Consider the following 11,844-nt stretch of genomic DNA (forward strand, 5'->3'; position numbering starts at 1 on the left):
CGTCCCTCTGGGGAGAGGGTTAGGGTGAGGGGTGGATCTAACACCCACCCAACATTTCAAACCATTACCCTAACCGTAACAATCCACCACTCTGCTTGATTGATGCCGCCCACCCAACCCTCCTAAGGTGACTCCCACGACAGCGAACCCGTGGAGTGGTCATGACAACAACAATATCCCCCGACTCGCGATGGACGCGGCGGCGCAGCGAAAAGCAGCGGCGTCTCGAGCTTGTGCGAGGTCTGGCCGACGGTGTGGTGCTGCCCACCGACAACATCGTTGCAGCGCTGGAGGCCCTGATCCTGCCCGGCGACCGCGTGGTGCTGGAGGGCAACAACCAGAAGCAAGCCGATTTCCTCTCGCGTTCCCTGGCCAAGGCCGACCCGGCCAAGCTCCACGATTTGCACATGATCATGCCCAGCGTCGGCCGCTCCGAGCACCTCGACCTGTTTGAAAAGGGCATCGCGCGCAAGCTCGACTTCTCCTTCGCCGGCACCCAATCCCTGCGCATCAGCCAGTTGCTCGAAGACGGCCTGCTGGAAATCGGCGCGATCCACACGTATATCGAACTCTACGCACGGCTGGTGGTGGACCTGATCCCCAACGTCGTGCTCTCGGCCGGTTTCATGGCCGACCGCGCCGGCAATATCTACACCGGCGCAAGCACCGAAGACACCCCCGCATTGATCGAACCGGCCGCGTTCAGCGACGGCATCGTCATCGTCCAGGTCAACCAACTGGTGGACGATGTCAGCGACCTGCCGCGCGTCGACATCCCCGCCAGTTGGGTGGATTTTGTGGTGGTGGCCGACAAGCCGTTCTACATCGAGCCGCTGTTCACCCGCGACCCGCGCCACATTAAGCCGGTGCATGTGCTGATGGCGATGATGGCGATCCGTGGCATCTACGAAAAACACAATGTGCAGTCGCTCAACCATGGCATCGGTTTCAACACCGCCGCCATTGAATTGATCCTGCCGACCTACGGCGAATCCCTTGGCTTGAAGGGCAAGATCTGCCGCAACTGGACGCTCAATCCGCACCCGACCTTGATCCCTGCNATCGAAAGCGGCTGGGTCGAAAGCGTGCATTGCTTCGGCACCGAGCTGGGCATGGAAAACTACATCGCCGCACGGCCGGATGTGTTCTTCACCGGCCGCGACGGCTCGATGCGCTCCAACCGTATGTTCTGCCAACTGGCCGGCCAGTACGCGGTGGACCTGTTTATCGGCGCCACCCTGCAAGTGGACGGCGACGGGCATTCCTCCACCGTGACCCGTGGCCGCCTGGCGGGTTTTGGTGGCGCGCCGAACATGGGCCACGACCCGCGTGGTCGTCGCCATGGCACCCCGGCCTGGCTGGATATGCGCCACGATGACGCGCCCGAAGCCTTGCTCGAACGCGGCAAAAAACTCGTGGTGCAAATGGTCGAGACCTTCCAGGAAGGCGGCAAACCTACCTTCGTCGAAACCCTCGACGCGGTGGAAGTCGCACGCAAAAGCGGCATGCCGCTGGCGCCGATCATGATCTACGGCGACGACGTCACCCACCTGCTCACCGAAGAAGGCATCGCCTACCTGTACAAGGCGCGCTCCCTGGAAGAGCGTCAGGCGATGATCGCCGCTGTCGCCGGCGTCACCGCTATCGGCATGCGCCACAACCCCAAGGACACCGCGCGCATGCGCCGCGAAGGCTTGATCGCGTTGCCCGAAGACCTCGGTATCCGCCGCACCGACGCCACCCGCGAACTGTTGGCCGCCAAGAGCGTGGCCGACCTGGTGGAGTGGTCCGGTGGCCTCTACAACCCGCCCGCCAAGTTCAGGAGTTGGTAATGCACGCATTCAACCTGCAACCGAAAACACTCTCCCTGGCTGAACAGCTGGCGGACCTGGCGGTGGACGCGCTGATCGACGAAGCGGACCTGTCGCCGAAACCGGCGTTGGTCGACCGTCGTGGCAATGGCGCTCACACCGATTTGCACCTGGGGCTGATGCACGCGTCGGCGCTGTCGCTGTGGCCGATGTTCAAGGCGATGGCTGAAGCCGCCATTGAGTGTGGCGAAGTCGGCGTGCCGCTGCGTGAAGCCGTTGGCCGGATCGGTCGGGAAGGGGAGCAAGCGATGCTCGCCACGACGGGCGGCGTGAACACCCATCGTGGGGCGATCTGGGCCTTGGGCCTTTTGGTCACGGCCTGCGCGCTTGAGCCTGAATCCGGTGCCGCCGGCTCGATGGCTTTGCGTGCTGCACGCCTCGCGTTACTCGATGACCGTTACGCACCACGGCCACTNAGCCATGGCGCCCAAGTCGCCCAACGTTACGGCGCACGCGGTGCCCGTGAAGAAGCGCAGCTCGGCTTTCCTTCGGTGCTGCACCGCGCACTGCCACAACTCAAACGCAGTCGCGCCTTGGGCCATGGCGAGCAGAACGCCCGGCTCGATGCCTTGCTCGCGATCATGACGAACCTGGCCGACACCTGCGTGCTCTACCGCGCCGGCGAACACGGCCTGCACACCATGCAGCTTGGTGCCCAAGCGGTGCTCGATGCGGGCGGCAGTGCCAGCCTCGCCGGTCGCCGCCGCCTGCACGAATTGGACGAACAATTAATCGCATTGAATGCGTCGCCCGGCGGCGCCGCCGACCTGTTGGCCGCCTGCCTGTTTATCGACCGCCTCGACGGAGCGTTGTGATGGAAACCTTATCCTTTGAATTCCCCGCCGGGCAGCCGCCAACAGGCCGTGCGCTGGTGGGCTGTGTCGGCTCGGGCGATCTGGAAGTGCTGATCGAACCGGGTCAGGCCGGCAAATTGACGATCAAGGTGCAGACCTCGGTCAATGGCGCGGAGCAACGCTGGCAGCATCTGTTTGAGCGGATCTTCCAGGAACAGATGCCCCCAGCCTTGAAGATTGATATCCACGATTTCGGCGCCACCCCCGGCGTGGTGCGCTTGCGTCTGGAACAAGGCTTCGAGGAGATCGGTCATGACTGACAGTACAGAACTCCTTCACAAGCACAGCTTCGTCGAACTCGGCGCCCGGCAACGGGCGAAAGCCTTGCTCGACGCCGGCACCTTCCGTGAATTGCTCGACCCGTTTCAACGCGTCATGTCGCCGTGGCTGTCGCGCCAGGGCGTAGTGCCGCAAGCCGATGACGGTGTGGTGATCGCCAAGGGCAGTATTGCCGGATTGCCGGTGGTGGTTGCGGCTATCGAAGGCAACTTCCAGGGCGGCAGCCTCGGTGAGGTCGGCGGTGCGAAAATCGCTGGCGCCCTGGAGCTGGCGGCTGAAGACAACCGCAAGGGCATCCCGACCCGCGCCGTGCTGCTGCTGGAAACCGGCGGCGTACGCCTGCAGGAAGCCAACCTCGGGCTTGCTGCAATTGCCGATATCCACGCGGCGATTGTCGACTTGCGCCAGTACCAGCCGGTGATCGGCGTGGTGGCGGGCAGCGTCGGTTGCTTTGGCGGCATGTCNATTGCCGCCGGGTTGTGCAGCTATTTGCTGGTGACTCAGGAAGCGCGGCTTGGTTTGAATGGTCCGCAAGTGATCGAGCAGGAGGCGGGGCTTGAGGAATATGACTCCCGCGACCGTCCTTTCATCTGGAGCCTGACCGGTGGCGAGCAGCGTTTCGCCAGTGGTTTGGTGGACCGTTATGTCGCCGACGACGTGGCGCAGATTCAGCAGCAGGTCGGTGAGTTGCTCAAGCAAGGTTTGCCGGAACAACAACGCAGCCGTCAGGCCGACCTGTTCCTGCAACGGCTGGCTCGTCTGGACGCTACGCCGCAAATCGATCCGGCAACGGTTCGCGATCTGTATCAAGGAGAGCGCTCATGAGTTCGTATTCCCTGAGAGGTTTGAACTGGTTCAACGCCTTGAGTGCAGGTGCGAAACCGGTTGATGGTTTGCCCTCTTCTTTGAAGGTGGCCGACGGTGTGTTGGGTGATCAGCCTGTTCGCTTTATCGCGGTGGTGGCTGATCCCGATAACCGCTTCGTCCGTGCGCGCAATGGCGAGGTCGGTCTGCTGGAAGGTTGGGGCCTGGCGAAGGCGGTGGATGATGTCATCGCCGCAGACACGGATAAACCGCACAAACGCGCCTTGGTCGCCATCGTCGATGTGCCGAGCCAGGCTTACGGTCGGCGCGAAGAAGCGCTCGGCATTCATCAGGCCCTGGCCGGGGCGGCGGACAGTTATGCCCGCGCCCGGTTGGCCGGCCATGCGGTGATCGGTTTGTTGGTGGGCAAGGCGATGTCCGGGGCGTTTCTGGCCCATGGGTATCAGGCCAATCGCTTGATTGCCTTGCGTGATCCGGGCGTCATGGTGCATGCGATGGGCAAGGCTTCAGCGGCGCGGGTGACCTTGCGCAGTGTCGAGGAGCTCGAAGCCCTGGCTGCAAGCGTGCCGCCGATGGCGTATGACATCGATAGCTATGCGAGCCTGGGATTGCTTTGGGAAACCTTGTCGGTGGAGCAGATCGAGCAGCCGACAACGGCGGATCTGGCGCGGGTGACTGAATGCCTGAACCTTGCCATTGACGATGTTGCCACCAGCGGACGTGACCTGAGCAGCCGCTTGGGCGCGACCAACCGTTCGGCATCAAGCACCGTTCGCGAACTGCTGAGAGCGCAGTGGTGAATACGATTCTGGCCCACGACCTGCTCTGGGGCATGACGCCAGAGCAGCTGCCGGTCGACGCACCTGCGTGGGTGGTCGAGTCGATCCGCGCGGGTCAGCCGGTGGTGGTTCGGCGTGCTTTGAGCGCGCCGGATTGCATCGCGGTCGGGGTGCGTGGGCGGTTGCGTGAGCAGCGCTTTGCAACGGTGATGTTGATCGATGCGATTGCTCACCGCGTCAAACCGGAAGACCTTTGTCATGTCTTGATTGACCGGGATTTGCCGGCAGTGCACGCCCTCAATGATTTGCGGCCGATGCTCGATGCTTGCGGTTGGGTGTGGGGCGTCAGCGGCAGCGCCGGGTTTGAATTGGCCAGCGGTATTCAGGCGTTGCACGAGGGCAGTGATCTCGACTTGATCCTGCGCACCCCGCAACCAATGGATCGATTGAAGGCGCAGGCGCTGGTGAAAATGCTGGACGCTGCCGCATGTCAGGTGGACATGCAGTTGCAGACGCCTTTCGGCGCCGTCGCCCTGCGGGAATGGGCCGGTGCTGCCCGTCGGGTATTGCTGAAAAACGCCCGTGAGGCCAGCCTGGTGATTGATCCTTGGGAGCAAGCAGCGTGAGCAGTTTGCTGGTGTTCCCCGGCCAGGGCGCGCAGCAGCCGGGCATGCTCCACCGTTTGCCTCTCGAAACGGTGACCGAGGCCAGTGAAGTGCTCGGCGAAGATGCTTTGCTGCTGGATTCCGCCGAGGCGTTGAAGTCGACAAGGGCTGTTCAGCTTTGCTTGTTGATCGCCGGTGTCGCGTCGTCGCGCCAGTTAGCCATGGCGCCGGATTACGTCGCGGGCTTATCCATCGGCGCTTATCCAGCGGCAGTGGTGGCGGGCGCGCTGAGCTTCAGCGATGCGCTGCATCTGGTCAGCCTGCGCGGCGAGCTGATGCAGCAGGCTTATCCACAGGGCTACGGCATGACCGCGATCATCGGTCTGGATCTGGCGGCGGTGGAAGGGTTGCTGGCGCAGGTTCACAGCGTCGATACGCCGGTTTATCTGGCCAATATCAATGCTGATAACCAGGTGGTCATTGCCGGCAGCGATGTGGCAATGAAAGCCGTCGCCGGGTTGGCGAAAGTTCGCGGTGCCGGTCTGGCAAAACGGTTGGCTGTCAGCGTGCCGTCGCACTGTCCTTTATTGGACGTCCCCGGTCAAACCCTGGCCAAAGCCTTCGCCAGCGTGCAACTGAAAACACCGACATTGGGTTACCTGAGCGGCAGCCGCGCCCGGCCGATCATCAATATTGAAGCCTTGCGCGACGACCTCGCTTTCAACATGTGCCGCGTGGTGGATTGGCGCGGCACCGTGCAAAGCGCTTACGAGCGCGGCGTGCGTCTACAGATCGAACTGCCACCCGGTGCGGTGCTGACCGGGCTGGCGCGCCGGGTGTTCGAGCAGGGCACCGTGATTGCCTTCGACGGTGCTCGCCTTGATACCTTGCAGGCGCTGTTGCGTGAGGAGGGAAGCCGCCAACCCTAGACACCGACTCAGGCCTTCGAACAACAAAAACAACATTCGACGATGCACTTTGAGGATAACAACAATGATTATTTACGGTGTGGCGCTCCTCGCGATCTGTACGCTGGCAGGGGTGATCATGGGTGACATGCTGGGCGTGTTGCTCGGCGTCAAATCCAACGTGGGCGGGGTGGGCATCGCGATGATCCTGCTGATCTGCGCGCGGTTGTGGATGCAAAAACGCGGCGGCATGACCAAGGATTGTGAGATGGGCGTCGGCTTCTGGGGTGCNATGTACATNCCNGTGGTTGTCGCGATGGCCGCGCAACAAAACGTCGTGGGCGCACTCAAGGGTGGGCCGATGGCGATTCTGGCGGGGACGGCAGCGGTGGTTATCGCCTTTGCCTTGGTGCCGGTGCTGGTACGCATCGGCAACAAGGAACCCGCCTCTGTCATTCCTCCGAAGACGGTAGGGTGATCGCCATGTACGAATCGATGATGAAGGTAATTACCGGTTACGGCCTGATCAGTGGCTTTCTGATTGTCGGCGTGACCATGTGGGTGTCCTACTGGATTTCCAATACGTTCACCAAAGGCCGCTTGCACGGCTCGGCCATCGCCATTTTGCTCGGCCTGTTGTTGTCGTATGTCGGTGGTGCGTTGACCGGTGGCCAGAAAGGCGTGGTGGACATCCCGTTGCTGTCCGGGATCGGCCTGCTGGGCGGTGCCATGTTGCGCGATTTCGCCATTGTGGCCACGGCGTTTGGCGTCAGTGTCGATGAGCTCAAACGTGCCGGTTTTGTCGGAGTACTGGCGTTATTCGTCGGCGTCGGGACGTCGTTCATCGCGGGTGTCGCCGTGGCCATGGCCTTCGGATACACCGATGCGGTCAGCCTGACCACCATTGGTGCCGGGGCTGTGACATATATCGTCGGTCCGGTGACCGGGGCTGCCATCGGTGCCAGTTCCGAGGTCATGGCGCTGTCGATTGCCGCAGGGTTGATCAAAGCCATTCTGGTGATGGTCATGACGCCGTTCGTGGCGCCGATGATTGGTCTGAACAACCCACGCAGTGCGGTGATCTTCGGGGGCTTGATGGGGACATCCAGCGGTGTGGCGGGCGGGTTGGCGGCCACGGATCCGAAACTGGTGCCTTATGGTTGCCTGACCGCCGCGTTCTACACGGCATTGGGCTGTTTACTCGGGCCTTCGTTGCTGTTTCTCCTGAAGTATCGAGTCGAACTCAGGTCTTGAAAGGCCCCCAATCTGCTCCCTTTCTCCCTCTCCCCTCTGGGGAGAGGGCTGGGGTGAGGGGTGGTTCTTAGTCACACCGCAGCATTCCGATTGGCATACATCCGACACTCCGCCAGCAACGCCAACAAATTCGGATCGCGCTCCTTGGCCTTTAGAAACACCACGCCGATGTGCTGCTGCAACCTATACCGTTCCTGTAACGGGATCAGCTTCACACGGTTCTCATACACCGCCGCAATCCGCCCCGGCAGCAGTGCATAACCCACGCCTGAGCTGACCATGCTCAGCAGGGTGAAGATGTCGTTGACCTGCATCGCCACTTTCGGCTCGAACCCCGCTTGCTTGAACACCCGATTGCCGTCCTGGTGCGTGGCAAAGCCCTGGGTCAGGGTGATGAAGGTTTCGTCGCGCACTTCGGCCAGGTCAACTTCCGCCCGTTGGGCGAACTTCGAATCCGCCGGCGTGGCGAGGAAGATGTCATCGGAAAACAGCGGAATCTGCTCGCAGTCCGGGTCGTTGACGCTGTCGTCCAGGGACACCAGGATTGCGTCGACTTCCATGTTCTTGAGCTTGTACAGCAGGTCGAAGTTGGAGCCCAGGATCAGGTCGATATTCAGTTCACTGCGTCGGATTTTCAGGCCCATGATCAGCTGCGGCACGGTCTTGACCGTCAGTGAATACAGCGAGCCGAGCTTGAAGCGTTCGGCGGAGAAGCCGGCGGCTTCGCGGGTCAGGCGCACGCTGTCGACCACGTCGGCCACCAGTTTTTGCGCGCGCTCTTCCAGCACATAGGCGCTTTCCAGCGGGGTGAGGTTGCGCCCTTCGTGTTTGAACAGCGGGCAGCGCAGGGCGTTTTCCAGCGAGTGGATGGCGCGGTGCACGCTGACATTGCTGGTTTGCAGCTCGGCAGCGGCGCGGGCCAGGTTGCCGGTGCGCATGAACGCCAGGAAGATTTCGAGTTTTTTCAGGGTCAATTCTTCGTCGATCAGCATGGCGCGGACTCTTATTCGAATGGCTCGATTGTGCACGTATGAGGGGATTTTTGATCTGAAACATTGCGCTTTTAAGCTCAAGGCCTGAGCCTTGCGCAATGTTGTAACGAATGTTGAGGTGAGCAACACATGTATCACGGGGAACGATTGAACGCCTGGACGCATTTGGTCGGGGCGGTGGCGGCGACGGTCGGGGTGGTGTGGATGCTGGTGATTGCCAGCATGGACGGCAGCCCGTGGAAGATTGTCAGCGTGGCGATTTACGGGTTTACCTTGATGGTGCTTTACAGCGCCTCGACCGTTTACCACAGCGTGCGNGGGCGACGAAAAGCGATCATGCAGAAGGTCGACCACTTTTCGATCTACCTGCTGATCGCCGGCAGTTACACGCCGTTCTGCCTGGTGACGCTACGCGGGCCGTGGGGTTGGACGCTGTTTGGGATCGTGTGGGGGCTGGCCGTGATCGGCATCCTGCAAGAGATCAAGCCACGCTCCGAGGCCCGGATTCTATCGATTGTGATCTACGCGGTGATGGGCTGGATCGTGCTGGTGGCCGTCAAGCCGTTGCTCGCGGCGTTGGGCAGCACGGGTTTTGCCTGGCTGGCGTCGGGCGGCGTGTTGTACACCGTGGGCATTGTCTTTTTTGCGCTGGACAGTCGTTTGCGCCATGCCCACGGGATCTGGCATCTGTTCGTGATTGCGGGGAGTGTGCTGCACTTCGTGGCGATCACGTTTTACGTCCTTTGAACCGTGTCGCGGCCATCGCCGGCAAGCCGGCTCCCACAGGTTACGTGTGGCACACAAAATTCATGTTCAACACTGAACCCTGTGGGAGCTGGCTTGCCAGCGATGGGGCCTTAGAAGTCACACAGGCGATCCAGTTGTGCCTGCGCCCGTCGGCTGAACACCTGCAACAAGTCGCTCAAGGTATGGGGCGGCGGTTCGTCGGCGCGGGTGACCGCATACAACGTGATCGGTAACGCTGGCGCCAGAGGTCGAATCGCCGTGGTGGCGGGGGATGCGCCAAGCGCAGTAAACGGGTCGATCACCGCCAGCCCGGCACCGGATTCAACCATCGCCCGCGCCAGCGAATAGGTCTGCACGGCGATGCGAACCCGTGGTGGCGGCTCGACCGCCTCAAGGTAGCTGTCGAGCCTGGCCGCCAGCGGATCGGCGCTGGACAGGCCGATCAGCGGCGCGTCGGCCAGTTCGATCAGCGGCAATGGCTTGCTCATCTCGGCGTCTGGCCAATAACCCTTGGAGGCCAATGCTACCAACACCCCATTGGCCAGCACTTGCGTGGTCAAACCGGGATGGCCGGAGAAGTTGAGCGTCAGCGCCAGGTCGATCTCGCGCATCAACAGCTTCTGCACCAATTCGCGGCTATGGTCGCTGGACAGCTCGCAGGCGATGGTCGGGTAGTCGCGCGTCCATTCCAGAATCGCTGGCGGCAGCAGCGACAAGGCCAACGCCGGAATGGCACCAATGCGCACGCTTTGCCCAGGCTCACGGCGCAAGCTCTTGGCCAGGCGTCGCACACCTTGCAGGCTCTCGGTGACTTTCTCGACTTCGCTTTCCAGCGCCAGGGCCTCCGGGGTGGGCAGCAATTTGCCGCGCACCCGCAGAAACAGCGGGAAGCCCAGCTGCAACTCGGCGTGCTGCAGCACCTTGGTCACCGCCGGTTGCGAGACATGCAGCAACTGCGCAGCGGCGCTGACAGAGCCGGTCTGGCGGATGGCCTGGAAAATTTCGATGTGACGCAAGCGCATGGCACGTCCATAACCTTTGTTTATAGGTGGCCCATCTTTATTCATTGTCGGTGGCCTGTCACCTGGCCCTACGCTTGAGCCCAAGTTAATTCAAGAGCGGGTGGCGGGAATGGCCAAGCGGGTTTGCATCATTGGCGGTGGCGTCATCGGGTTAGCGAGTGCTTACGCCCTGGTGCGTGCAGGCCATGAGGTGACGGTGATTGAAGCGCGCGACACCTTGGGCAGCGAGACCAGTTTCGCCAACGGTGGGCAACTGTCCTACCGCTATGTGGCGCCGCTGGCCGACGCCGGCGTACCGTTGCAAGCCATTGGCTGGCTGTTGCGCGGTGACTCGCCGCTAACGCTGCGCCCCCGGCTCGACCCCCAGCAATGGCGCTGGATGGCGGCCTTTATCGGCGCCTGCCGTGGCTCGGTGAATAAACGCAATGCCGCCCACCTGCTGCGTCTGGCGTCCTTGAGCCAGACCACCTTGGAGCAATGGCGAGAAGCTGACCGCCTCGACGGCTTCGACTGGCGGCGCAACGGCAAACTGGTGACCTTTCGCAGCGCGGGCACCTTTGAGCATGCGCGCAGCAAGGTCACTGATACCTTGCAACAGCAAGTGTTGTCGGCCGCCGATTGCGCACGCCTGGACCCGGCGTTGGCGAGCGGTGGTTTTGTCGGTGGCATCTATACGCCCAGCGAAGAGGTTGCTGATTGCCATGCCTTTTGCCGGCGGCTCGCGGCGCGGCTTGAGGCCTCGGGACGCTGCACTTTTTTGCTCGGGAAGAAAGGTCACCGGCATTCGCCACGCGGATGGCGCGGTGCAGGCTGTCGAAATGGGTTCGGACGTGATGCCGGTCGAGCAGCTGGTGCTGGCGGCCGGGCATCGCAGTGCTGAATTGGCCTTGCCTGGGTTGTCGCTGCCGCTTTACCCGCTAAAGGGCTACAGCCTGAGCGTGCCGATTGGCGCGCAGCATCAGGCGCCGAATGTGAGCATCACCGACTATGACCGCAAGATCGTCTACGCGCGCATCGGCCAGCAGCTGCGGGTGGCGGCCATGGTCGATATCGTCGGCTTTGATGCGCGCCTTGAGCCAAAGCGCCTGGCACTGATGAAGCGCCAGGCACTCGAGACGTTTCCCCGTGCTGGCGATTACACCCGCGCCGTTGAGTGGGCCGGTATGCGCCCCGCCACGCCGACCGGGGTGCCGCTGATCGGCGCCAGTGCGTACCGCAACCTGTGGCTGAACCTGGGCCACGGCGCGCTCGGTTTTACCCTGGCCTGCGGCAGCGGCCAACTGCTCGCCGAGTTGATCGGCCAGCGGGTTCCTTCCATTGATATGCAGGGCCTGGCGCCCAGCGCCGCTTGAGGATAAAGCCATGACCATCAACCGAATCAACAGCAACGAACGCCTCTCGGGTGCCGTCACCTTCAAGGACCTGGTGTTCCTTTCGGGCCAGGTGCCGGGTGAAGGCCAGGAGGTAGCCACGCAAACCCGCGAGGTGTTGGCCAGGATCGATGCGTTACTGGCGCAGGCGGGCAGCGACAAGGACCACCTGCTCAACGCAACGATTTACCTGAAAGACATCGGCGCCGGTTTTGCACCGATGAATCAAGTGTGGGCGGCGTGGCTGTCACCGGGCATAGCGCCAACCCGCACTACTTTGCAGGCGCAACTGGCCCGTCCCGAGGTGCTGGTGGAAATCAGCGTGATTGCTGTACGTA

Annotated in this window: 13 protein-coding genes and 1 pseudogene; 12 read left to right on the plus strand and 2 right to left on the minus strand. The window is 62.2% G+C overall.

Features of this window, described 5'->3' with window-relative positions:
* The first annotated feature begins 161 nt into the window (after positions 1–161).
* The 9 genes from mdcA to madM all read left to right on the plus strand — a co-directional run bounded on the left by mdcA (position 162) and on the right by madM (position 7,375).
* Positions 162–1,832, plus strand: coding sequence for a malonate decarboxylase subunit alpha (gene mdcA / locus B7L09_RS19360; RefSeq protein WP_094470201.1), 1,671 nt, complete (start codon positions 162–164; stop codon positions 1,830–1,832).
* Complete coding sequence (locus tag B7L09_RS19365) at positions 1,832–2,686, plus strand: triphosphoribosyl-dephospho-CoA synthase (RefSeq protein WP_094470202.1); 855 nt, start codon at positions 1,832–1,834, stop codon at positions 2,684–2,686. The genes mdcA and B7L09_RS19365 overlap by 1 nt, the downstream gene beginning before the upstream one ends.
* Entirely contained in the window at positions 2,686–2,985 is a 300-nt protein-coding gene (locus B7L09_RS19370; protein WP_094470203.1) for a malonate decarboxylase subunit delta, read from the plus strand. The genes B7L09_RS19365 and B7L09_RS19370 overlap by 1 nt, the downstream gene beginning before the upstream one ends.
* On the plus strand, positions 2,978–3,829 hold the full coding sequence (locus tag B7L09_RS19375) for a biotin-independent malonate decarboxylase subunit beta (RefSeq protein WP_094470204.1): 852 nt from the start codon (positions 2,978–2,980) through the stop codon (positions 3,827–3,829). Before B7L09_RS19370 ends, B7L09_RS19375 begins: the two co-directional genes overlap by 8 nt.
* Positions 3,826–4,629, plus strand: coding sequence for a biotin-independent malonate decarboxylase subunit gamma (mdcE, locus tag B7L09_RS19380; RefSeq protein ID WP_094470205.1), 804 nt, complete (start codon positions 3,826–3,828; stop codon positions 4,627–4,629). Before B7L09_RS19375 ends, mdcE begins: the two co-directional genes overlap by 4 nt.
* On the plus strand, positions 4,623–5,234 hold the full coding sequence (locus B7L09_RS19385) for a malonate decarboxylase holo-ACP synthase (RefSeq protein ID WP_094470206.1): 612 nt from the start codon (positions 4,623–4,625) through the stop codon (positions 5,232–5,234). Before mdcE ends, B7L09_RS19385 begins: the two co-directional genes overlap by 7 nt.
* A complete protein-coding gene (gene mdcH / locus B7L09_RS19390) occupies positions 5,231–6,142 on the plus strand; it encodes a malonate decarboxylase subunit epsilon (RefSeq protein ID WP_094470207.1) in 912 nt (303 codons plus the stop codon). The genes B7L09_RS19385 and mdcH overlap by 4 nt, the downstream gene beginning before the upstream one ends.
* Before the next feature lie 64 nt (positions 6,143–6,206).
* Positions 6,207–6,599 carry a malonate transporter subunit MadL gene (madL, locus tag B7L09_RS19395; protein WP_217902014.1) on the plus strand — a complete coding sequence of 131 codons (393 nt, stop codon included), beginning with the start codon at positions 6,207–6,209 and terminating at the stop codon, positions 6,597–6,599.
* 5 nt (positions 6,600–6,604) lie between these two features.
* Positions 6,605–7,375: a malonate transporter subunit MadM gene (gene madM / locus B7L09_RS19400; protein WP_094470213.1), complete on the plus strand. Its 771-nt coding sequence runs from the start codon at positions 6,605–6,607 to the stop codon at positions 7,373–7,375.
* Between the two features lie 71 nt (positions 7,376–7,446).
* Here the strand turns inward: madM and B7L09_RS19405 are convergent, their stop codons facing one another.
* A complete protein-coding gene (locus B7L09_RS19405) occupies positions 7,447–8,367 on the minus strand; it encodes a LysR family transcriptional regulator (RefSeq protein WP_094470208.1) in 921 nt (306 codons plus the stop codon).
* A gap of 129 nt (positions 8,368–8,496) precedes the next feature.
* On the opposite strand from B7L09_RS19405, the gene trhA reads away from it, so the two are divergent.
* Positions 8,497–9,114 (plus strand): PAQR family membrane homeostasis protein TrhA, encoded by a 618-nt coding sequence (gene trhA, locus B7L09_RS19410; RefSeq protein WP_094470209.1) that lies wholly within the window; start codon positions 8,497–8,499, stop codon positions 9,112–9,114.
* 110 nt (positions 9,115–9,224) lie between these two features.
* Here the strand turns inward: trhA and B7L09_RS19415 are convergent, their stop codons facing one another.
* Positions 9,225–10,136 (minus strand): LysR family transcriptional regulator, encoded by a 912-nt coding sequence (locus tag B7L09_RS19415; protein WP_094470210.1) that lies wholly within the window; start codon positions 10,134–10,136, stop codon positions 9,225–9,227.
* A 109-nt stretch (positions 10,137–10,245) separates the two neighbouring features.
* On the opposite strand from B7L09_RS19415, the pseudogene B7L09_RS19420 reads away from it, so the two are divergent.
* A pseudogene (locus B7L09_RS19420) lies at positions 10,246–11,488 on the plus strand (D-amino acid dehydrogenase).
* A 10-nt stretch (positions 11,489–11,498) separates the two neighbouring features.
* Positions 11,499–11,844: RidA family protein (locus tag B7L09_RS19425; RefSeq protein ID WP_094470211.1), on the plus strand; the 346-nt coding region annotated here is incomplete at its 3' end.

Source organism: Pseudomonas mandelii, assembly GCF_002251635.1.
GTDB classification, from domain to species: domain Bacteria; phylum Pseudomonadota; class Gammaproteobacteria; order Pseudomonadales; family Pseudomonadaceae; genus Aquipseudomonas; species Aquipseudomonas mandelii_B.

Coding starts and splice junctions, on each gene's coding strand:
- B7L09_RS19370 (WP_094470203.1), top strand. CDS start 2,686: ATGGAAACCTTATCCTTTGAATTCCCCGCCGGGCAGCCGCCAACAGGC.
- mdcE (WP_094470205.1), top strand. CDS start 3,826: ATGAGTTCGTATTCCCTGAGAGGTTTGAACTGGTTCAACGCCTTGAGT.
- madM (WP_094470213.1), top strand. CDS start 6,605: ATGTACGAATCGATGATGAAGGTAATTACCGGTTACGGCCTGATCAGT.
- B7L09_RS19405 (WP_094470208.1), bottom strand. CDS start 8,367: ATGCTGATCGACGAAGAATTGACCCTGAAAAAACTCGAAATCTTCCTG.
- B7L09_RS19415 (WP_094470210.1), bottom strand. CDS start 10,136: ATGCGCTTGCGTCACATCGAAATTTTCCAGGCCATCCGCCAGACCGGC.